Origin of the sequence: Azotobacter salinestris, from assembly GCF_009363155.1 — a bacterium.
In the GTDB taxonomy this organism is placed as follows: Bacteria; Pseudomonadota; Gammaproteobacteria; order Pseudomonadales; family Pseudomonadaceae; genus Azotobacter; species Azotobacter salinestris.
In genome coordinates this window covers 593,646-614,572 of sequence record NZ_CP045302.1, presented here as the reverse complement: position 1 = coordinate 614,572, position 20,927 = coordinate 593,646, and the positions used below count along the sequence as shown (strand labels likewise).

General features: G+C 66.7%; 21 protein-coding genes. 11 read left to right on the top strand and 10 right to left on the bottom strand.

Going from position 1 to position 20,927, the window contains the following annotated elements:
* Window positions 1–76: 76 nt before the first annotated feature.
* The 10 genes from GCU53_RS02860 (at window position 77) to GCU53_RS02815 (ending at window position 12,344) form a co-directional block, all read left to right on the top strand.
* Window positions 77–1,294, top strand: a complete 1,218-nt coding sequence (locus tag GCU53_RS02860) for a type III polyketide synthase (RefSeq protein WP_152386281.1) — start codon at window positions 77–79, stop codon at window positions 1,292–1,294.
* Complete coding sequence (locus GCU53_RS02855; RefSeq protein ID WP_152386280.1) at window positions 1,291–2,520, top strand: 3-oxoacyl-[acyl-carrier-protein] synthase III C-terminal domain-containing protein; 1,230 nt, start codon at window positions 1,291–1,293, stop codon at window positions 2,518–2,520. Before GCU53_RS02860 ends, GCU53_RS02855 begins: the two co-directional genes overlap by 4 nt.
* A complete protein-coding gene (locus GCU53_RS02850) occupies window positions 2,517–4,427 on the top strand; it encodes a 4'-phosphopantetheinyl transferase superfamily protein (protein WP_152386279.1) in 1,911 nt (636 codons plus the stop codon). Before GCU53_RS02855 ends, GCU53_RS02850 begins: the two co-directional genes overlap by 4 nt.
* 105 nt (window positions 4,428–4,532) lie before the next feature.
* Window positions 4,533–5,285: an ABC transporter ATP-binding protein gene (locus GCU53_RS02845; protein WP_152386278.1), complete on the top strand. Its 753-nt coding sequence runs from the start codon at window positions 4,533–4,535 to the stop codon at window positions 5,283–5,285.
* Window positions 5,282–6,532, top strand: a complete 1,251-nt coding sequence (locus GCU53_RS02840) for an ABC transporter permease (RefSeq protein ID WP_152386277.1) — start codon at window positions 5,282–5,284, stop codon at window positions 6,530–6,532. Before GCU53_RS02845 ends, GCU53_RS02840 begins: the two co-directional genes overlap by 4 nt.
* A 41-nt stretch (window positions 6,533–6,573) precedes the next feature.
* A complete protein-coding gene (locus tag GCU53_RS02835; protein WP_152386276.1) occupies window positions 6,574–7,575 on the top strand; it encodes an outer membrane lipoprotein-sorting protein in 1,002 nt (333 codons plus the stop codon).
* A gap of 271 nt (window positions 7,576–7,846) precedes the next feature.
* Complete coding sequence (locus GCU53_RS02830; RefSeq protein WP_244307020.1) at window positions 7,847–8,980, top strand: hypothetical protein; 1,134 nt, start codon at window positions 7,847–7,849, stop codon at window positions 8,978–8,980.
* A gap of 69 nt (window positions 8,981–9,049) precedes the next feature.
* Window positions 9,050–10,405 carry a glycosyltransferase family 4 protein gene (locus tag GCU53_RS02825; protein WP_152386274.1) on the top strand — a complete coding sequence of 452 codons (1,356 nt, stop codon included), beginning with the start codon at window positions 9,050–9,052 and terminating at the stop codon, window positions 10,403–10,405.
* An 81-nt stretch (window positions 10,406–10,486) separates the two neighbouring features.
* On the top strand, window positions 10,487–11,854 hold the full coding sequence (locus GCU53_RS02820) for an ACP S-malonyltransferase (RefSeq protein ID WP_152386273.1): 1,368 nt from the start codon (window positions 10,487–10,489) through the stop codon (window positions 11,852–11,854).
* Between the two features lies 1 nt (window position 11,855).
* Window positions 11,856–12,344, top strand: a complete 489-nt coding sequence (locus GCU53_RS02815) for a DUF2147 domain-containing protein (protein ID WP_244307018.1) — start codon at window positions 11,856–11,858, stop codon at window positions 12,342–12,344.
* Here GCU53_RS02815 and GCU53_RS02810 read toward each other — a convergent pair.
* From GCU53_RS02810 to GCU53_RS02765, 10 genes are all read right to left on the bottom strand, one after another.
* Complete coding sequence (locus GCU53_RS02810) at window positions 12,341–13,000, bottom strand: class I SAM-dependent methyltransferase (protein ID WP_152386272.1); 660 nt, start codon at window positions 12,998–13,000, stop codon at window positions 12,341–12,343. The genes GCU53_RS02815 and GCU53_RS02810 overlap by 4 nt on opposite strands.
* A gap of 96 nt (window positions 13,001–13,096) precedes the next feature.
* A complete protein-coding gene (locus GCU53_RS02805) occupies window positions 13,097–13,510 on the bottom strand; it encodes a hypothetical protein (protein WP_152386271.1) in 414 nt (137 codons plus the stop codon).
* A 48-nt stretch (window positions 13,511–13,558) separates the two neighbouring features.
* Window positions 13,559–13,966 carry a VOC family protein gene (locus GCU53_RS02800; protein ID WP_152386270.1) on the bottom strand — a complete coding sequence of 136 codons (408 nt, stop codon included), beginning with the start codon at window positions 13,964–13,966 and terminating at the stop codon, window positions 13,559–13,561.
* 93 nt (window positions 13,967–14,059) lie between these two features.
* A complete protein-coding gene (locus tag GCU53_RS02795) occupies window positions 14,060–15,094 on the bottom strand; it encodes an RNA methyltransferase (protein ID WP_152386269.1) in 1,035 nt (344 codons plus the stop codon).
* Window positions 15,095–15,190: 96 nt separating this feature from the next.
* Entirely contained in the window at window positions 15,191–15,862 is a 672-nt protein-coding gene (locus GCU53_RS02790; RefSeq protein WP_152386268.1) for a hypothetical protein, read from the bottom strand.
* A gap of 90 nt (window positions 15,863–15,952) precedes the next feature.
* On the bottom strand, window positions 15,953–16,813 hold the full coding sequence (locus GCU53_RS02785) for a 2-keto-4-pentenoate hydratase (RefSeq protein WP_152386267.1): 861 nt from the start codon (window positions 16,811–16,813) through the stop codon (window positions 15,953–15,955).
* Between the two features lie 88 nt (window positions 16,814–16,901).
* Window positions 16,902–18,287 (bottom strand): ATP-dependent RNA helicase DbpA, encoded by a 1,386-nt coding sequence (gene dbpA / locus GCU53_RS02780; RefSeq protein WP_152386266.1) that lies wholly within the window; start codon window positions 18,285–18,287, stop codon window positions 16,902–16,904.
* 90 nt (window positions 18,288–18,377) lie between these two features.
* Window positions 18,378–18,623 (bottom strand): hypothetical protein, encoded by a 246-nt coding sequence (locus GCU53_RS02775; RefSeq protein WP_152386265.1) that lies wholly within the window; start codon window positions 18,621–18,623, stop codon window positions 18,378–18,380.
* A gap of 18 nt (window positions 18,624–18,641) precedes the next feature.
* The gene (gene grxB / locus GCU53_RS02770; protein WP_152386264.1) at window positions 18,642–19,295 is read right to left on the bottom strand and encodes a glutaredoxin 2; all 654 of its coding nucleotides are present in this window, start codon (window positions 19,293–19,295) and stop codon (window positions 18,642–18,644) included.
* Window positions 19,296–19,387: 92 nt separating this feature from the next.
* Window positions 19,388–19,720 carry a thioredoxin family protein gene (locus GCU53_RS02765; RefSeq protein WP_152386263.1) on the bottom strand — a complete coding sequence of 111 codons (333 nt, stop codon included), beginning with the start codon at window positions 19,718–19,720 and terminating at the stop codon, window positions 19,388–19,390.
* A gap of 260 nt (window positions 19,721–19,980) precedes the next feature.
* On the opposite strand from GCU53_RS02765, the gene GCU53_RS02760 reads away from it, so the two are divergent.
* Window positions 19,981–20,874 carry a ZIP family metal transporter gene (locus GCU53_RS02760; protein WP_208845487.1) on the top strand — a complete coding sequence of 298 codons (894 nt, stop codon included), beginning with the start codon at window positions 19,981–19,983 and terminating at the stop codon, window positions 20,872–20,874.
* Window positions 20,875–20,927: the final 53 nt, after the last annotated feature.

Here is a 20,927-nt window from a genome sequence, read left to right as displayed (position 1 = left end):
CACGGTTGAAGTCTTTCCCGCGCCTGCGCGCGCGGGATCGCTGCAAAGGCAACCGCTCACTCAAGGAGGAAATACCATGAGTAGTCCCCACAATGCAGTTCTTACCGGCTTCACCCCCGCACAGCTGGCCAAGCCCATTCCCCAGGCACTGACCCTGGAATTGTCGGCCTATGGCTTTGCCCGCGCCTATTGCCTCAAGAACGGCGTCGGCCAGGACGAGGCGGGCTTCGCCCAGGTCTACCAGTCGGTCAAGGAAAAGTTCGACAAATATGCCCTGTCCTCCTCGCAGATCAGGCGCCGTCAACTGATCTTCTTCCCGAAGGTCTCGGACATCCGCTTCTCCAACGGCCACATCGAGGTTGCTCCGCCCGAGCACCCTTACCTGCGGCTGTACGATATCGCCACGGACCCGCGCGGCGCCGATCTCAAGTCTCGCCACGAGAGCTACGCCAAGGTCGTCGATCAGGGGCTGGAGCTGATGTTTCAGAATGCCGCCGAAGCACCTGATGATCTCATCCACGTGACCTGCTCGGGCTATCTGTCGCCGAGCCCGGTCGAGCGGATGGCAGCCAGTCGCGGCTGGTTTGAGACCACGGTGACCCACAGCTATCACATGGGCTGCTACGGCGCCTTTCCGGCGATCAAGATGGCCCACGGCATGCTCTCCTCGTCGCGCTTCGGTGTCACCCCGATCAAGCATCGGGTCGACATCGTGCACTCCGAACTGCTCTCGGCGCACAACAACATCGTCGATGCGCGGGCGGAAAACATCATCACCATGACCCTCTTTGCCGACGGCCTGATCAAGTACTCGGTACTGTCCGAGGAGGAGTTGCAGCGCCAGGGAGGGCACGGCCTCAGGGTCTTGGCGATGAACGAGCACCTGCTGCCCGACTCCGCCGACGACATGACCTGGATTCCGAGTTCGCACCAGTTCCTGATGACCCTCACGCCCATGGTGCCGGTGGTCATCAAGCGCCACGTCCGCGACTTCGTGGTGAAGCTGCTTGCGCGCGCCGGCATCGACTTCGAGCGCGAGAAGCACGAGCTGACCTTCGCCATCCACCCGGGCGGACCGAAGATCGTCGAGCACATCCAGGAGGACCTGGGACTCGCCGATGGGCAGGTGGCGATCAGCAAGAGCGTGTTCCTGGAGAACGGCAATATGTCCTCCGCCACCGTTCCCCACATCCTCAAGCAGGTCCTCGAAGAGGTGGATATGGGTACGCGCGTCGTGTGCCTGGGTTTCGGTCCCGGGCTGACTGTCACCGGAATGGTGCTGGAGAAGATATGAGCGACATAGTCAATCTTAACGGTGCAGTCCTGACCGGCTTCACTCCGGTGCAGATGGCCAAGCCGATCCCTCAGCGCATCACCCTCGAACTGACCGCTTACGGCTTCGCCAAGGCCCATTGCCTGAGCAACGAGATCACCGGCGAAGAGGCCTTCCTCGCAGTCTACAAGATGGTCAAGGAGAAGTTCGACAAGTACGCCCTGTCGCCTGCGCAGATCAAGCAGCGGCAACTGGTCTACTTCCCCAAGTTGACGGACATCCGCTTCGGTGACGGCAACTTCGACATCGCCGATCCGGAACCGGACCAGGCCCACCTGCGGCTGTTCGACATCAAGAAGGATCCGCGTGGAGCGGATCTCAAGGCACGCCACGACAGCTATGCCAAGGTCGTCGAGGAAGGCGTCGAGCGGATGTATGCAGCCGACGCCCCGGCGCCCGACGACCTCATCCATGTGACCTGCTCGGGCTATCTGTCGCCGAGTCCCGTCGAGCATATGGTGGCGAAGCGCAAGTGGTTCGAGACCACGGTGACCCATAGCTACAACATGGGCTGCTACGGCGCCTTCCCGGCCATCAAGATGGCACACGGCATGCTTGCCTCCTCGCGCTGTGGCGTCACTCCCGTCAAGGACCGGGTGGACATCGTGCATACCGAGCTGATGTCGGCGCACCACAACATCACCGAATGGCGGGCGGATAACATCATCTCGGCGACCCTGTTCTCCGACGGCCTGATCAAATACTCGGTGCTGTCCGAGCAGGAGCTGCGGCGTCAGTCGTTGCGCGGCCTGCGGATTCTGGCGATGAGCGAGCATCTGTTGCCGGATTCGTTTGACGGCATGCAGGGCGTGCCCGGCCCCTATCAGTTCAAGATCAGCCTGTCGCCCCTGGTTCCAGTGATCATCAAGCGGCATGTTCGGGCCTTTACGGTGGACCTGCTGCAGCGTGCCGGCATGGACTTCGAGCGGGACAAGGACGCCCTGAGCTTCGCCGTCCACCCGGGCGGGCCGAAGATCGTCGACCATGTTCAGGAAGAACTCGGCCTGTCCGACGACCAGGTGGCAATCAGCCAGAATGTTTTTCTCGAGCACGGCAACATGTCTTCCTCCACGATTCCGCACATTCTCATGCAGCATCTGGAGGAGGCCACTGTCGGCACTCGTATCGTATGTCTCGGCTTCGGGCCGGGGGTGACCATAGCCGGATTGGTTCTGGAGAAGATATGAGCAGCGCAAGCCTTTCCCATCTGGTATTCGATACCAACAGTGACATGCCCCTGATCGCCCGTGTCTACGAGGTGGAGTCCGCCGAGGAGCTGCGCAGCGAGGAGCCGGTCGAGGAGGCCGTGGCAGTCGTCACCGCCGTGGAGCTCGAAGCTGAATCGACCCGCGCCCAGGAAGCAGCCCAGCCAGCCGCGCAAGCGCCTCGATCCGAGCCCGGACCTGCCGCCGAGCCGCTGGAGGAGGGCAGTCTGCCCTTCATCGGCCAGGTGCTGGCCTACGCTCCGGGCGAGGCGCTGCTGATCCAGCGCCGGCTGCACCTGGACGAGGACCTGTACCTCGCCGACCATGCCTTCGTCCATGCCCCCGGGGTCAAGCCGGTATCCGCCTGTATGCCGGTACTGCCGCTGACCATGAGCCTGGAGGTGATGGCCGAGGCGGCCGCCTGTCTGGCTCCCGGCCTGGGGCTGATCGGCTTCGAGGACGTCAAGGCCACCCGCTGGATCGAGGTTTCCGACCGCGACAGCGAGGTGCTGAACATCAGCGCCCGGGTCAAGGAGGTCGATGCCGACAGTCAGGTCTGGCGAGTCGCCGTGGCGATCCAGCTCGAGGGGCAGGACATGCCCTCGACCACCGCCACTGTGCTGCTCTCCACGGCCTATCGGGTCGACCTCGACCTGTCCTTCGGCAATTTCAGCAACCCCTACCGCCTGCCGCTGACCGGCGAGGACATCTACCGGGAGCGCCACATGTTCCACGGGCCGTGCTTCCAATGCCTGACCGGCGAAATCGTCATCGCCGACGAGGGCGCGGTGACGGAGCTGGTGACCCGGCCGCCGACCGAGCTGTTCCGCTCGATCGACCAGCCTCAGTTGTTGATCGATCCGGCCCTGTTCGACGGAATCGGCCAGTTCATCGGCGTGTGGGCCATGCAGCATGACCGCTACGTGCTGCCGATCGGCTTCGGCAAGCTGGAGCTGTACCGCTCGACGCCGCCGGCCGGCACCCGGGCGCCGATCCGCATCGAGATCGTCCGCGACGAAACCATGACCATGTACGCCAACGTGGAGATCCAGGACGGCTCCGGCGGGGTCTGGCTGCGCGTGCGGGAGTGGGGGAGCATCAAGTTTCGCAACCCGCCCCAGGTGCTCGATTTCCGTCGCCAGCCGACCCGCTACCTGCTGAGCCGCCCCCTGGAGCTGCCGTCGCTGGCCAGGGACGTGCAGTGCCGGCTGATCACCAAGGCCGATACCCAGGGGTTCGATCCGCTGCTGCTGGCGCGTCACTACCTGCATCTGGACGAGATGGAGGCCTTCACCGCCAAGGCCGGCGTCCCGCCGCGCCAGCAGCAGTGGCAGCTCGGTCGGGTAGCGGCGAAGGACGCGGTCCGCGCCTGGCTCGCCGCCCACAGCGAGCAGCCGGAGATGCTGCACCCGGCGGCCTTCGTCATCGATAGCGAGGCGGCGGGCCAGCCGCGGGTGGCGGGGCTGGAGGAGCATGCACGACTGCCACGAATCAGCATCGCGCACTGCGAGGACCGGGCGGTGGCGCTTGCCGGTGAGCAGCCGGTGGGCATCGACATCGAGCAGATCCGTCCGCGCGCCGCCGGCTTCCTGGAAAGCTTCAGCACGGCCGGCGAGCGCGAACTGCTGGATGATTTGGCGGTGGAGGGCGCGCTGCGGGACGAGTGGGTCACCCGCCTGTGGTCCGCCAAGGAGGCCGCCGGCAAGTTGCTGGGCACCGGCGTGGATGGCGCCCCGCAGCGCTTCGAGGCGATCGCCATCGATGGCGCCGGGAGCTTCATCATCCAGGTCCGGGACAGCGGCCGGCTGATCGGCGTGCACAGTGTGCGCGACGGCGATTTCGTCATCGCCTACGCGGCGACCGAAACGGCAGGCGCATCCGGTCGATAACCGGCGCAGCTTCCGGGCCCTGCGGCGCAGGTCGCGGCCCGGTCGCGCCCGGACTTCGCGGATTGCAGGGGATTTCAAGGCATTGGACGCATCAGGAAACCCGACATGAACACTATCACTTCGATTGGAACGGCCCCGCTCGTCGAGCTGCGCCGGGCCACCAGGCACTACCAGATCGGCGAAAAGCCGGTGATCGCCCTCAAGGGCATCGACATCACCATCCAGGCGCGCGAGTTCGTCGCGATCTGGGGGCCGTCCGGGTCCGGCAAGTCGACCCTGTGCAACCTCATCGGCATGCTCGACTCGCCCACCTCGGGCACCGTGCTGATCAACGGCCAGGAGGTCAACGACCTGTCGGACAACGCCCGCAGCGAGCTGCGCAACCGGACCATCGGCTTCGTCTTCCAGAACTTCAACCTGGTGCCGGTGCTCTCGGCGCTGGAGAACGTCATGCTGCCGCTGCAGATCGCCGGCGCCTCCTCCTCGGTCGCCCGGGAGCGGGCGATGGAGCGGCTGACCGAGGTGGGCCTCGAGAAGCACGTCAGCCACCGTCCGGCCAAGCTCTCCGGCGGCCAGCAGCAGCGGGTCGCCATCGCCCGGGCGCTGGTCACCGATCCGGCTCTGGTGATCGCCGACGAGCCCACCGCCAACCTCGACTCCGGCAACGCCCGGCGGATCATCGAGCTGATGCTGAACATCAACGCCAGCCACGGCACCGCCTTCGTCTTTTCCACCCATGACCAGCGTCTGCTGGAAAGCGTCAAGCGCCGTGTCCTGATGCAGGACGGCGAGATCGGCAGCGACAGCCAGCCGACGCGCCCGACCGCCCAGACCCGTGTCGCAGGGAGCCGCCCATGATCACCTGGTTCAAGCTCGCCACGCGCAACCTGTTCCGCAACGGCCGCCGTTCGCTGTTCACCGTGATGGCGATCGGGCTCGGCTTCGCCGCGGTCAACGCCCTGGGCGGTTTCACCGCCTATATCTTCACCAGCCTGGAGGATTCCTACATCCACATCCAGGGCAACGGCCACCTGTCGATCTTCAAGAAGGGCTTCCTCGACGAGGGCAAGCTCGATCCGACGCGCTACCTGCTCAGCGAGGAGGAGGTCGCCGTGATCGACGAGGTGCTCGCTGCGCATCCGGAGATCCGCATCTCGACGCCCGAGCTGAACATCTCCGGTCTGGTCAGCAACGGCGAGGTGTCGACCATCTTCCTCGCCAGCGGACGGGTAGCCTCCAAGGTCGATGTCATTCGCAGCCGCTCGCGGACCAAGGTGGGCGGCATGCAGCTGTTCGACGGCGAGCCCATGGCCGACGAGCAGCCCAACGGCGTGGGCATGAGCCAGGGGCTGGCCGATCAGCTCAGGTTCAAGCAGGGCGATACCGTGGTGGTGATGGCACCGACCGTGAACGGGCAGATCAACGCCCTCGATGGCCAGATGCTGCAGACCTTCAACTCGCCGGTCGAGGCCCTGGAAGACAAGCTGATGCTGGTCAGCCTGGAGTTCGCCCAGAACCTCTACGACACCACCAGCGTCGACCGGGTCAACGTCCTGCTCAATGACGGCCTGCTTACCGAGCCGATGCGCGCGACCCTGCAGAACGAGTTGATCGGCCGCGGCCTGGATGTGGACATCAAGACCTGGAACGAGCTGTCGACCTTCTACACCAAGGTCAAGAACATGTTCGACGTGATCTTCCTGTTCGCCTTCCTGATCGTCTTCACCATCGTGGTGATGAGCGTGATCAACACCGTGGGCATGGCGATCATGGAGCGTACCCGGGAGATCGGCACGCTGCGCGCCCTGGGCGTGAAGCGGCGCGGCATCGTCGGGCTGTTCGCCCTGGAAAGCATGCTGCTCGGCCTGTTCGGTTCGCTGTTCGGGGTACTGCTGACCCTCGCCGTGTGGTCGAGCATCGCCACCCTGGAGCCGACCTGGATCCCGCCGCAGATCACCCGGCGCATCCCGCTGGAGGTCTACCTGGTGCCCCAGGAAATGCTCTGGAGCCTGCTGGCGCTGATGGTGCTGTCCCTGCTCGCGGCGAGCCTTCCGGCACGCAAGGCGGCGCGGATGGAGATCGTCGGCGCCCTGGGGCATGTGTGAGCCGCTGGGACAGATTTTCGAACCGACGGAGATTTTGAGAGATGAAAGGACTTTCCCGCATTTCCGCATTCGGTCTGGCGCTGCTGGTCAGTACCCTGGCCGTCGCGGAGAACACCGAGCCGCCCGTAAGGGCGGTCCAGGAGAGCAGCCGGGGCTTCTTCAGCCGGCTGTTCGGCAGCGACGATGACGACAAGCCGGCCGAGCGGGCTGCTGCCCCTCGGCCGGCGCCGGCTCAAATCAAGACGGAGGCAGCTCCCCGAGCCGCCAGCGAGCCCCCGGCAGCGAGTGCGCCGGTACGCAAGGAGCCCGAGCCAGAGGCCATGCCTCAGGTAGCCAAGGCCAGCATGCCGACGCCGGTCGCCAGCTCCGGCGAGGATCCCTACCAGATCCTCAAGCGGGCAGACGAATCGCGCGGCAACCTGCAGGGCATCGCCTGGAACGTGGAGATCGAGTCCAGGGAGAAGGGGCGTACGGACACCATGCTCTACGACATCAAGGCGCGCGGCTTCAACATCTCGGGACTCAACATCGCACCGCCGAAATCCAAGGGACAGAAGTTGCTCATGCTCGACAACAACATGTGGTTCCACAAGCCGGGCCTGAGCAAGCCGATCCCCATCTCGCTGCGCCAGAAGCTGATGGGCCAGGCCTCCTATGGCGACGTCGCCTCGACCAACTACGCCGAGGACTACGACGCGACCCGTCTGCCCGATGAAGTCGTGGATGGCGTGGACTGCTATGTCTTCGACCTGAAGGCGCGCAACTCCAAGACCACCTACGACCGGATCATCTACTGGGTGGACAAGGAGCGCCTGGTCGGCGTGAAGGCGGACTACTACACGCTATCGGGCAAGCGCTTCAAGTCGTCCAACATGGCGTACGGCAGCACGGTGATGATCAATGGCGAGGCACGTCCCTTCATCTCCGAGATCGCCATCTACGAGGAGCTGATGAGCGGCGACGTCACCACCCTGAGCATGAGCAAGCCGAAGCTCGCACCGCTGCCGGATTTCATCTTCAATATCAATCTGTTCATGAAGTGAGCCTGGTATGGAGCGCTCCGGCATGGCGGGAAGCTCACGGACGACGAGCTCGGCATTGCCTCTGCAATACGGAGCGCTTCATACTAATTCCTTTAGGCTCAACAACCCGTCAAGGGCATTCAACGCAGTATGGACAAATTCGGATATGGCACGGATGGCAGAGATGGCAAGGATGGCGCATCGTTTGGGACTGGTATTGCCTTTGGCAGGCATGGCAATTCAGGCGGGAATGGCGACTGCGGCCGAGCTTCCAGAGCTGGGCGAGGAGCAGATGAGCCTGGCCGATGAGCTGGCGAGCGGCTTCTATTCACGCGTCAATCTCATGGCCTACACCCTGATCCAGGAAACGGAGGACTCGACGCTCAACCCCGACAACGCCGCCGAGATACCGCGCTACCAATGGGTGCTCAACCCGCGGGCGGACCTGAACCTGAACTTCCGCAACTGGGAATTCGCCCTCAAGCCGCGTGCCGAGGCGATCTGGGAGAAATGGGAGGACGGTCCGCGCGATGGCGACGATCAGGACAGCTCGGAGCTGTTCCTCACCGAAGGCTGGGTGCGCTACCGGCCTTTCGACGAGCTGACCCTATCCTACGGGCGGGAAAACCTGCAATGGGGTCCGTCGGTGATCCTCTCGCTGTCCAACCCCTTCACCCGCGACAACGGACGCAACAACCCGCGCGTCGAGGTTCCCGGCCTGGACTACTACCGGGCGATCTGGATCCCCAACGAAAACTGGACGCTCTCGACAATCTACAACTATGGCCCGGGACGCTCGGACGACGTCGAAGGCTACATGTCGGGCCAGCCCACAGTGGGCGGTGGCCGGCTGTCGGAAGATGAGTTCGAGAAGATCTACGCGGTCAAGCTCGACTATACCGGCTCCTCGGGCTATGCCTCGATCATTCACTCCTACCGGGAGAGCGATCAGCACCAGACCGGCTTCTTCGCCGGCTGGAACGCTTCGGATGCCCTGCTTCTTTATACCGAGGGCAATGTCGAGCACGAGGGCAAGACCGGCTACCAGTTCGGCGCCTCCTACACCCTCGAGATCGGTCCGACCGTCAACGTCGAATACCTGCGCGACAACAACGGCTGCGACGACGAGCCCTTGATCGGCTGCATCCAGACCGGCCAGTTCCAAAGCCGGAACGTGCTCCACCGGCAGAGCTACGCGATGATCCAGGTCACCGACAACACCTCGATTCCGGATCTCGAATACAACATCCGTTACCTGAGGAACCTGGACGACGAGTCCCAGCGTTTCACCGGCATTCTCGAGTACGACGTGACCAACCACGTCCAGGCCTATTTCACTGGAAACATCTTCACCGGCGGCGACGACGACGAGTTCGGGACGTTGTTGCGCTATTCGGTGTTCACCGGCGTTAGCTACACCTTCTGAGCGTTCCCTGAGCGAGGGAGGCAGCGGGCGCGATCCGGCCCGCGGTCCTCCCCATGGACCGGAGGCAGCATGAGCAAGCCGACTTTTGCGTTCGTCACCATTGGCAGTGGTTCCTATCTGGGTTCCACGATTCGCGATCTGACTCTCGCCAATATCCTCCACCGACGCGGCTACAAGGTGGTGGTCTACTGGATGATGGAGTGGAATCCCGAACTGGCCGATCCTGGCATCGAACACCGGCTGCTCTGCCACGGCACGCGCTACCAGTTCCGGCGGCCCTCGGCATTCATGGACCAGGTGGTCGGCTCGGCCGCCTTCCTGCTTCCGCTGAAGCTGCGGGTACGTATCACCCAGAGCATCAACGGCTTCGTCGACCGCATGCTCACCCACCTCATCTGTGCACTGCATGCGACGCCGGCCTCCGATGCCGGCCTGGTCCGGCGCCTGCGCCACTTCATCGCCAGGGACGAAGTCAGCCACCTGATGATGAGCTTCGCCTCCCTCGGCACGCTCGCCCTGGCGGCCAAGCGCCAGGGCGGACTCGATTTCGACTACGTGCTGACCTTCCAGGGGGACGAGCAGTTCGCCGACTATGCACAGCGGGGCGGCCTGTACGAGACCTATCGCAACCGTCTCAACGAGGCCGTCGCCGGCTCGCGCTGGCCGGCCCTGCTGGTCAGCCACGACTACCTCGAGCGGATCGCCGGCGAACTGAAGGTGCCGCGGGAACGCATGAGCGTCCTCTACAACGGCGTCGAGTTGCCCCTGCCGTCGGCCAGGCCGCCACGGGCGCGGCTCAAGAAGCTTTTCCCCGAACTGCGGGAGGACGTCCCCATTGTCTCCTACTGCGGCCGTCAGGAGGCCGAGAAGGGTATCGACCTGCTGCTCTACGCCGCCCGGTTGTTGAAGGCGCGTGGCATTGAGCTGCAACTGGTGGTCTGCGGCGCCACCGCCAAGGGCGAGTCCTGCAAGAGGGTCATCGCCGATCTCGCCGGCCATCTCGGTCTGCCGATACATCAGGCGGGGGCTGTCCCCGGGGAGATCCGCGACACCCTGTTCGTCCACAGCCATTGCGTGGTCTATCCCTCGGTGAACCGGGAGGCCTTTGGACTGGTAGTGGCCGAGGCGATGAGCCATGGCACGCCGGTGCTGGTCCCCGACTATGGCGGCGTCACCGAGGTGATGCGCGACGGCGACCGGGCCGGCGGTCTGACCTTCCACGCCTGGGACAGCGGCGACCTGGCCAGGCAGCTGGAGAGCCTGCTGACGAATGCGACGCTCCACCGCGAACTGGCAGGGAATGCCCGTCCGCTGGCAGAGCGCTTCACGGCCGATCGCATGACCGACCGTGTCTTGCAGCACCTGGGAATCCTCGACCGGAAAGGGCGTTCGCAGTCGGACGGCGGCATTTCCAGGGTGGCGTGACGAGCGCGGGTGGCCCCCGCGTTCTTGATTGATGGTCCGGGCGGCGATGCCCGGTGCTCGATCCATACAGGGAGTTTTTTCATGAGCCAGGTTTCCAGTCCCAACATCATGTTCGTCTTTCCCGGACAAGGCTCGCAGTACGTGGGCATGGGAAGCGACATCCACCGCCACTTTTCCTGCGTGCGCGACCTCTACGAGCGAGCGAGCCAGGCGATGGGCTTCGACGTGGCGGAACTGTCCTTCCAGGGGCCGGAAGAACGGCTCAACAGCACCGAATTCACGCAAGTCGCGCTGCTCACCCATTCCATGGCCTGCCTGGCGGCCTTCCACGAGCTCACCGGCGAGGCATGGACGCCGAGCGTGGTGGCCGGGCACAGCCTGGGCGAGTACTCCGCGCTGGTGGCTGCCGGCGTCCTGGCGTTCGAAGACGCGCTGCAACTGATCCGCATGCGCGGCCGGCTGATGTCGGAGTTCGGACGCGGGCAGATGGCTGCCTTCCGTCTCGATCTCGAGTCGATCAAGCCGCTCGCCGAGGCGCACTATTGCGGCATCGGCGGCTGCAACCTGCCCGACCAGACCGTGGTCTGCGGCTTCGAGCACGATCTGGAAGCGCTCATGGTCGACGTGCTCGCCCGCTTCGGCCGGGCCAGGGCCGGGCGCTACCTGAAGACCGAGGGTGCCTTCCACACCTACCTGATGATCCACGCCGCGGAGCACTACCGTCCCCATCTCGACGCCGTCACCCTGCAGGCCCCGAAGCTGAAGGTCCTCTCCAACTATACCGGCGACTACCACGCCGCCGATCCCGACCAGATGCGTGCCGCACTGTTCTTCCAGATGTTCCATCCGGTGAAGTGGATGAGCAGCCTGCAGCGGGCGATCGACGACGGGGTGAATCTGGTCATCGAATTCGGCGGCGGTATCGGCCGCGACCATCCGGGTTGCGTGCATGCCCCGGCGAGCCGCAAACCCAATCTTGAGGGCATCATGCGCAAGGCCTACGTTGCCTCCGGTCGCCGCGGCCTGTACATGCCGGCCATCAACCAGGCGACCCTGGAGCAGGCGGCGTGCACCCTGGAGCTGTTGCACAGCGCGTCTCCCATGGAGTCGGTATGGGTGGACGAGCGGCATTTCTCCCTGCATCTGCCCCTGCACCAGGGCGTCGCCGACGAGGACAGCGTAGGGCTTGGCATGTTGGTTCAGGAGTTGGGGCTCAGGCGGGTGGTGGAAACCGAGATCGAGGCGGACGACGACAGCCTGCTGACCCTCAAGACCTATTGCGACGAGGGAGTCGTGGCCGCCGAGCCCTATCTCGAGGTTCTGGTCGGCGGGGAAACCGGTGCCTTCCTGCACTATCGCGGCGAAGCCATCCGCCATGAGCTGACCGCGTTGCGCGAACGGCTGGATCGTCCGCTTCCGATCATTCGGGCCGCCGCCGGAGGACATTGAGATGAAGGCCCTGGACGGTCGTGGCCAGATGGCCGTGCGGCGGCTGTGCGTCTGCTGCGCCCTGGTGATGCTGCTGGCCGCCAGCGGCGCCGCCAGCGCCGTGGCCGGCGACCCGCTGATCGGGTTGTGGATGATCCGCGACGAGCGGACCGGCGAGCCGCGGGCGCTGGTCCGCATCGACCGCCAGGGCGACGAATACCGGGGCATCATCGAGAAGGGCCTGCGCGGGCCGGATGCCGAGTCGCCCTATTGCGACAAGTGCGAGGGGGAGCGCCGTGGCAAGCCGCTGCTAGGCATGACCATCCTCAGCGGCGTGAAGCAGCGGGGCGATGTCTACGGGGACGGGGAAATCCTCGACCCGGACAGCGGCAAGGTCTACGACTGCCGCCTGACCCTGCAGAGGGGCGGGCGGCAACTGCAGGTGCGGGGTTTCATCGGCACGCCCTTGATCGGCGAGACGCGCACCTGGTACCGGGTGGGTCAGCCCTAGGCTCGCCCGGCGAACAGCGCGGCGCAGCCCACCACCTCGACCGAGACCTCGCGAAAGCGCCGGCCAAGTTCTTCCTTCAGGCTGTCCAGATCGTCCTCGCGGTTGCAGAAGATCCCCTTGCGGTTGTACGCGGCCATCAGCCCCCGCGCCAGGGGGCTGCGCGGGACGCCGCCCTGCAGCAGGGTGGCGCCGAAGAGGACGGCGCCAGGGTTCATCAATGCCTTGAGATGATCGAAGACCACGGCTTTCGCGGCGATGGAGCCCGGCAGGCAGTGCAGCAGGTAGTTGATGCCGATCGAATCGAAGCCCTCGTCGGCGAAGACGATCGGCTCCAGCACGTTGCGCCGGTAGGTTTTGGGCACGTAGCGGGCGATGCGCCGGGCGGCGAACGCCAGGGTGTCCGGGTTCAGATCCATCAGCGCCACCCGGGGTGCATGCGCGGGAAAGCGGCAACGGTCGGGGAAATACCCGGTGCCCACCCCGACATCCAGGTGGTTGGCGCTGAGATGGCGCTCGTAGTGCTGTTCGAGGCGGCGGGTGGGGCATTTCCAGATGAAGGGGTTGGAAACGCCGAGCACCACGAAGTCGTAGAGCGGCAACGTCCGCGGCGTATAGGCGGCCTGGCCGGCTGCGACCTGTTCCTGGATAACCGTCATGGCTCGGTTGTCTCTCTGTACGGCGGGGCGAAGCCCGGGGCGTTTCTCCCGGGCAGGGTCGCGCAGTGTAACCGCCGGTGCCATGTCGGCGAAGCGTCAGGCTGGGGTCGACCAGAGCGCGCAGGCCTGCAGCAGCACGTCTTCCTCGGGATGCCCGTCGATCTCCTCGGCGCGGGTCTCGACCAGATGCGCCAGCAGCGCGGCGACGGCGCCGCGCTGTTTCGGCGAGCAGTGGCAATACAACCTGTTCCAGGCGCCGTCAGAGGAAAGATGAAACAGCAGCTGATCGCCATACCAGCCGTGCTCGGGGCTCGGCGGGGCGAGGGCGAAGCGGACCAGCGTCGGCAGGTAGTAGGCCAGGCCCTGGGCCGACGAGAAGCACAGCGGATCCCAGCCCGGATTGCCGACGTGGCGCAGCTCCAGGCTGACTGCGCAGCGTCTCGTCGTGCTCGGCGCATTCGCAGCAGTGGCGGTAGTCGGTGAAGTGCTCGGGCTTGCCGACGTCGGCAAAAGCCGCATCGATCTGCGCGAGGATGTCCGCGTCGCTCGTCATGGGGTTCAGGCGGCCGCCGGCCCCTTGAGTTCGACGACCGTGCCTTCCGGGTCGGTGACGTAGAGGGAAGGGCCGCTGCCCTCGGCGCCGTAGCGCGACTCCACGGCGCCGGCTTCGAGGCCGTGTTCCGCCAGGCGCTGGCGGATCAGCGCCTCGTCGAACGGCTCGATGCGCAGGCAGAAATGGTCGAGATTGCGTCCCTCCCTGCCCGGTGCGGCGCCGCCGGCCTTGCCCAGCTTGCCGTCGACGGGAACCAGGTCGATCAGGGCGCTGCCGGCGCGCAGCTGGACCAGGCCGAGCTCGTCCTGGCGGCGCTCGACGCTGCAGCCCAGCGCCTCGCAATAGAAGTGCAGCATCTTGTCCAGGTCGACGACGCGCAGTACCAGATGGTCGATTCCGAGGATGCGGAACATGGCGGGCTCCCGAGGCGATGGCCGATTTCGTCGACAGTATCGACGGTCCGGCGGAGCTGTCCAGGCACCGAGGGGATGGCCGGCGGCAGGGACTCAGCGGATGCGCAGCGGCCGGCTCCTGGCCAGCTGCGTAGCCCGCGCGCGCAGCTGGCCGCAGCCGCCGTCGATGTCCTGGCCCGCCGAGTTGCGCACCTTGGTCAGCACGCCGCGGCCGTGCAGGTAACGCACCAGCTCGACGATCCGCTCGCCGCCGGGACGCCGGTAGTCGTCGGCCTCCAGACTGTTGTAGGGAATCAGGTTCATCACCGCGTACTTGCCCTTGAGCAGACGCAGGATGCCGTCCATTTCCTCCAGGCTGTCGTTGATGCCTTCGAGTAGCGTCCACTGGTACTGGATCGGATAGCCGGTCCGGCGCGCGTAGGCCTCGGCCAGTTCGACCAGCTCCTCCGGGTCCATGCTCGGGGCACGCGGCAGCAGGCGGTGGCGCCGCTCGGCATCGGTGCTGTGCAGGGACAGGGCCAGCGCCGGCTTGACCGGCCCCTGTGGCAGGCGCTCGAACACCCGCGGATCGCCCACCGTGGAGAACACCAGGTTCTTGTGGCCGATGCCGCCGGCGGTGCCGAGCAGCTCGATGGCCTCCAGCACGTTGTCGAGGTTGTGCGCCGGCTCGCCCATGCCCATGAACACCACCTTCTTCACCGGGCGGAAGCGGCGGGCCAGCGCCACCTGGGCGACGATCTCGGCGCTGCCGAGCTGGCGCAGGAGGCCGCTCTTGCCGGTCATGCAGAACACGCAGCCCACCGCGCAGCCGACCTGGCTCGACACGCAGAGCCCGTCGCGCGGCAGCAGCACGCTCTCGACCATCTGCCCATCGCCCAGCTCGACCAGCAGGCGCGCCGAGCCGTCGGCAGCCGGGTGCTCGGCGCGCAGCCTCACGAGGCCGGCGACCGTTTCGCTCAGTTCGGGCATGGCCTCGCGCACGCCGAGCGGCAGGAAATCCTGTGCCTGCTGCTGGCGCGTGCCGGTGTCCAGCGGCCAGCCGTGCAGCCAGGCGCGGTCGATCCGCCCGATATGGAGGGGTTTGGCGCCGAGGTCGGCGAGGCGTTGATGGAGGTCGGCGATTTTCATGGGGCGCGGATGCTACCACCTGGCGCAGACGAACGGCAGCCGGGGCGACGGGGAGAATGGCACGGAGGCGGCTGGGCTGGAGCGATCCGGCTGCCGCTAGCTGTAGCTCCCACGCCAGCGCATCGGTACGAAGCGGATAAGCGGCAGTGCGGAATGCCGGGGCGAGCCGAGCGCCCGCGACAGGTCGAGCAGGATCTCGCGGGACTCCGGCGAGGGGACGGGGGTGTCGAAGTCGATCGACAGGTGGTAGCTGCGTCCCGGCTCGTCGAGATGCAGCTCCGTTGCCACGGGCCGATGTTCCCAGGTTCCGCCTTCCCCGACGCGACGCCCTTCACGGTCCCAGCGGTCGAAGTCGAATCCGGCAACGCCATCGAAACGCCGATTGCCGATGGCGAGCACCGCCTGCGCCGGGCGGAACACGAATCCCGGCTCCGCGGGTGTCACCGTGATGTGGACGCGGGTCTTGCCGGGGGTATGGTTCTTCCAGTAGTGGTCGCGCGGGTCGATATGCAGCGGGAGGACGAACAGGTAAACCTGGATGTCGTGGGTGCGCAGCTGGTTGTCGAGCGTCACCTGCAGGCGCAGGCCGGGGAGCTCCAGTGGGGGAGGATTCGGCGTTGCCTCGAGAAAAGAGCGGTTCTCCGATGGCGTCGGCGGTGTATCGCCGAAGTAGGGGACGCTTTCCCAGCCACCGCGGAATCCCGCGCAGCCGGCCAGAAGAAGGCAGGCAAGCCCCGCAAGTGCGAGGCGGCGAGCAGCGTTCGGCATCTTTCTCTCCTGGCGGGACCGTCCGGTCGATCCGGCGTCAGCCGGTGCGGCCGATATGCATGCGTCTCGGTCCATGCCGCTCGGCTGGCTTCACTGGAAATGCACCTCGACCGCCGGTGCACCCTCCAGCCCCTCGTATACCACCCGTACCCGCTGGCCGGCCTGCGGCGTCAGCGGCCTGGAGAACGAGCCCAGGCTGAGCAGGTCGCCGGCCTGCAGGCGGATGCCGCTGCGGGCCAGGTCCCAGGCGAGCCAGATCACCGCCTGAAGCGGATGGCCCATCAGGTCGCTGCCGCGTCCGCGGTCGAGCTCGCGGCCCTCGCCGTCGAGCACCCGCACACTCATGCCGGGCAGCTGCGCCGTCAGCGCCGGGCTGGCCGGCAGCGGCTTGCCCATCACGCCCAGGCGCGCGCCGACATTGATGTAGGTGATCGCGGCGCCGTCGAGCTTGCCGGGATCCTGCACCAGCAGGTCGGGCAACTCGATGAAGGGGATCAGCGCATCGAGATGCTGCATCACCTCCTCGGGCGTGGTCGCCGCATGGATCTCCGGGTCCTTGACCCGCACCAGCAGATCCGCCTCGAAGCGTGGCTGGGCGCCGAAGCGGGCCGGCACGCTGGCGCCGTCCTCCAGCAGCATGCCGGCGAGCAGGGTGCCGCGCACCGGCCGGTCGTGGTTGAAGCGCTGCTGCACCGCCGGGTTGGTGAGGCCGGCCTTGTAGCCCGCGACCCGGCCAAGCTGGCGGCCGAGGAGGGCGACCACCCGCTCGCGGCCGCATTCGGCCTCGGCGAGGCTCATGGCCGGCAGGTTCTCCAGCGGCCGGCGCTCCAGGTAGCGGCTCACCAGCTCGGCGGCCTCGGATTCGGAGGGGCAGGCGGCCTGAGCCGTCGCCGCGCCCAGCGCGCAGCCCAGGCCGGCGAGCAGGAATAGCCAGGAAGTCTTGATGTTCATGGGCGCTTTCCAAGCGGTTAAAGGATGAAGTTGGCAGGGCGTGCAACGCAATCCAGAGGTTGGCAGCGCTTTCCGCAGGTCCCGACCGTCAAGCCTGCAGGATGCGCACCTTGAGCGAGCGGCCCTTGATCCTGCCCTCGTTGAGGCGTTTCAGCGCCTGTTTGGCGATGCCGCGCTCGACGGCAACGAAGGCCTGGAAGTCGAAGATGGCGATCTTGCCGACCCGAGCGCCGGAAATGCCGGCTTCACCGGTCAATGCACCGAGGATGTCGCCGGGGCGCAGCTTGTCCTTGCGTCCGGCGCCGATGCACAGGGTGGTCATCGGCGGCAGCAGCGGCTCGCCGCTCCGGGCCTCGAGGCTGTCCAGCTCGCACCAGTTCAGCGGCGAGCGCTGCAGGTCCTCGATCGCCTGGGCGCGGCCGGCCTCGGCCGGTGCCACCAGCGACAGCGCCAGACCTTTCTCGCCGGCCCGACCGCTGCGGCCGATGCGATGGATGTGCACCTCGGGGTCGCGCGCCAGCTCGACGTTGATCACCGCCTCCAGCCCGGCGATGTCCAGGCCGCGCGCCGCCACGTCGGTGGCCACCAGCACCGACAGGCTGCGGTTGGCGAACATCGCCAGCACCTGGTCGCGCTCGCGCTGCTCCAGGTCGCCGTGCAGCGCCTGGGCGCAGATGCCCTGGGCCTGGAGCCGCTCGGCCAGCTCCTGGCACTGCTGGCGGGTATGGCAGAAGGCGACGCAGGACTGCGGACGAAAATGCCCGAGCAGGCGCACCACGGCATCCAGGCGCTGGCGCGGGTCGATCTCGTAGAAGCGCTGCTCGATCTGGGCATCGTCGTGCAGCGACTCCACCTCCACGCGCCGCGGGCTCTTCATGAAGGCCGCCGCCAACTGCTCGATGCCGGCCGGGTAGGTGGCGGAGAACAGCAGGGTCTGCCGCCGCGCCGGGGTCTGCCCGAGGATCTCGGCGATGCTGTCGTAGAAGCCCATGTCGAGCATGCGGTCGGCCTCGTCGAGCACCAGGGTGTTCAGTCCGGAGAGCGTGAGGGTGCCTTTCTTCAGATGCTCCTGCACCCGCCCCGGGGTGCCGACGATGACGTGCGCGCCGTGCTCCAGCGAGCCGATCTGTGGGCCGAAGGGCACGCCGCCGCAGAGGGTCAGCACCTTGATGTTGTCGGCGGCGCGGGCCAGGCGACGGATTTCCCGGGCAACCTGGTCGGCCAGTTCGCGGGTCGGGCAGAGCACCAGCGCCTGGCAGCCGAAGAAGCGCGGATTCAGCGGCTCCAGCAGCCCGATGCCGAAGGCCGCGGTCTTGCCGCTGCCGGTCTTGGCCTGGGCGATCAGATCATGGCCCTGGAGGATGACCGGCAGGCTCTGCGCCTGAACCGGCGTCATCGCCGTGTAGCCGAGGGCGTCGAGGTTGGCCAGGGTGGCGGCGGAAAGGGGCAGGGTGGCGAAGGCGGTGGTGGTCACGGGCAGGCCTGATGGAAAGCGAAAATGGCGCGCAGTCTAGCAGGCGCGGCCGCAGCCGGCCGTTTTCGGCGCCCGTGCGCTCGCTGCGCCTCAGTCGTCCCGGCCGGCCGACAGCCCCTGGCGCTTCGCCGCCAGTTTCAGGAGCAGTCCCTGGGTGAGCGGGATGATCACGAACACCATGCCGACGATCATCTGCGGCACGATGATGGCGGCCACCTGCCATTCCGGCAGGCCAGTGATGATCGGGCGCCAGAGTTTCAGCAGCAGGGTGATCAGCAGCCAGGCCGGCAGCAGGATGGTCGCGGCCAGTCTGGCACGGGCGAACAGAACGGGCACGGGATACTCCTTCAGGGCTCAGATCGCCCGGTCGAAATAGGTGGCGGTATCGGTCAGGCGTGCCACTTCCTCGAGGTAGGCGCGCACCGAGGGCGGGAAGGCCAGGTCCCGGACCATGCTCAGGTTGCGCAGGGTCGGATAGAGCAGCACGTCGTCCCAGCCCAGGCGATTGCAGTGGGCGACGGGTGTCTGCAGCGGCGGCAGGCCGGCGAGCATCCCTTCCACCGCGGCCTTGTGCTCGGGCGTTTCCGCCAGGGCCCGGGCGAACGGGCGCTGGATGATCCGCTCCTTCCTGGCCTGGAAATAGTCGCGGGCGCTCCGGGTGGCGAATTCGGGCAGGCCGAGGGCGATGTCGCGGGGAAACAGCAGGCAGCTGATCGCGGTACGCACCTGCTCGATATGCTGGCGGATGGCTTCGAAGTCGCCGTGCGGGCGCATCATCCGCCCGGGGTTGCCCAGCTCGTCCAGCACGCGGGCGATTTCCAGGCTCTCGCCCATGGCCCGGCCGTCATCGAACTGCAGGATGGGCACCTGCTTGGCACCGATCAGCCGGTGGCAGGTCGCCTCGTCGTCGTTCGGCAGGTAGACCCTCTCGTGGGCCACCGCCTTGTAGTTCGCCACCATCTCGGCGCATACGCAGAACGGGCAGTGGTCGTACAGGTAGAGCTTCATGCCACCTCCGTGCTTCGGAACCGCTGCCGAGTGTAACCGGTCAAGCGGGCCGAGGGGGCGCCGGGGAGGGCCGCCCGGGTGGCCGTGGCGGCTCAGGCAGCCGCGTCGATCATCGCCAGGGCGCGCTCGATGGCCTGCGCGTCGTCGGGACGGACCAGCCGTGCGACTTCCTGGCCCCGGTCGAGGAAGATCAGGGTCGGCCACAGGGTGACCCGGTAGGAACGTCCGAGCGGGCGGCCCTTGCCGTCCTCGATCTTGATGTGGCCGACCTTCGGATGGCTGGCGAAGGCCTTGGCGATCAGGGGTTGCGCCGCCTGGCAGTGGCCGCACCAGGCGGCGCCGAACTCGAGGACGGTCGGCTCGCGCAGGGCCTCGACGGCGGCCCGGGTCGGTTCGCTGGAGGAAGGGGGCGAAGTCATGGCCATGTTGCTCTCCGAAGTTCGTTGTACCTGCAGGGTTAGAAAAAGGGCACGAGCGCCCGTTCCCTGTGGTCCAAAAGGCCTGATGGCGGAAAATCCTCCTTCCCGCCATCCGACAGGCCATCCCGGTCGCTACCTTGCCCGGGTAGCGATTCGGGCGTTTCCTGCTTCCACGCCGGCGCAGCCCGGCCGCTGACACTGGAACCGCGACCATGAGTGACGGCATAAGCAGCAACACCCTGGCCACTTCGGCCTCGAGCTTCCGCATGGCCCTGCTGGCGCAGATCGAGGCCAGCCCGGTGATCGCCTCCGGTCTGGCGCTTGCCCTGCTGATCGTTCTGATGCTGCTCGGCAGCAGCCTGTACAACGCCTTCACCGGCACCCATCCGGAGAACCTGCGCTACGCGCTGTACGGCGGCGGAGCCGGTTTCGCCGCCACCGGCCTCGGTGCCTTTGCCGCCGTCGCCCTGCGGCGGATCAGCGTGCGCATCCAGGACATCATGCTCGGCTTCGGCGCCGGCATGATGCTCGCCGCCAGCTCCTTCTCGCTGATCCTGCCCGGCCTGGAGGCGGCCCGGGAAATCACCGGCAGCGGTCTGCAGGCCGCCGCCAGCGTGGTCTCCGGACTGGCGCTCGGGGTGCTGCTGATGCTCGGGCTCGACCGCTTCACCCCGCATTCGCATGCCGGCACCGGCCCCTGCGGCCCGGACAGCGAGCGCATCGGCCGGGTCTGGCTGTTCGTGCTGGCCATCACCCTGCACAACCTGCCGGAGGGCATGGCCATCGGCGTCAGCTTCGCCGGCGGCGATCTCGGCGTGGGCATCCCGCTGGCCAGCGCCATCGCCATCCAGGACATCCCCGAGGGCCTGGCCGTGGCCATGGCCCTGCGCGCCACCGGATTGCCGATGACCGGTTCGGTCCTGGTGGGTCTGGCCAGCGGCCTGATGGAGCCCCTCGGCGCCCTGGTCGGCATCGGCATCTCCAGCGGCTTCGCCCTGGCCTATCCGGTCGGCATGGGGCTGGCCGCCGGTGCCATGGTCTTCGTGGTGTCCCACGAGATCATCCCGGAGACCCACCGCAACGGTCACCAGACCCCGGCGACGCTGGGCCTGATGGCCGGTTTCGCGGTGATGATGTTCCTCGACACGGCGCTCGGCTGAGACCCGGGCCGGCCGGGGGCCGCGCCTTCCGCCGCGGCGCAGTGTCGCAGTCG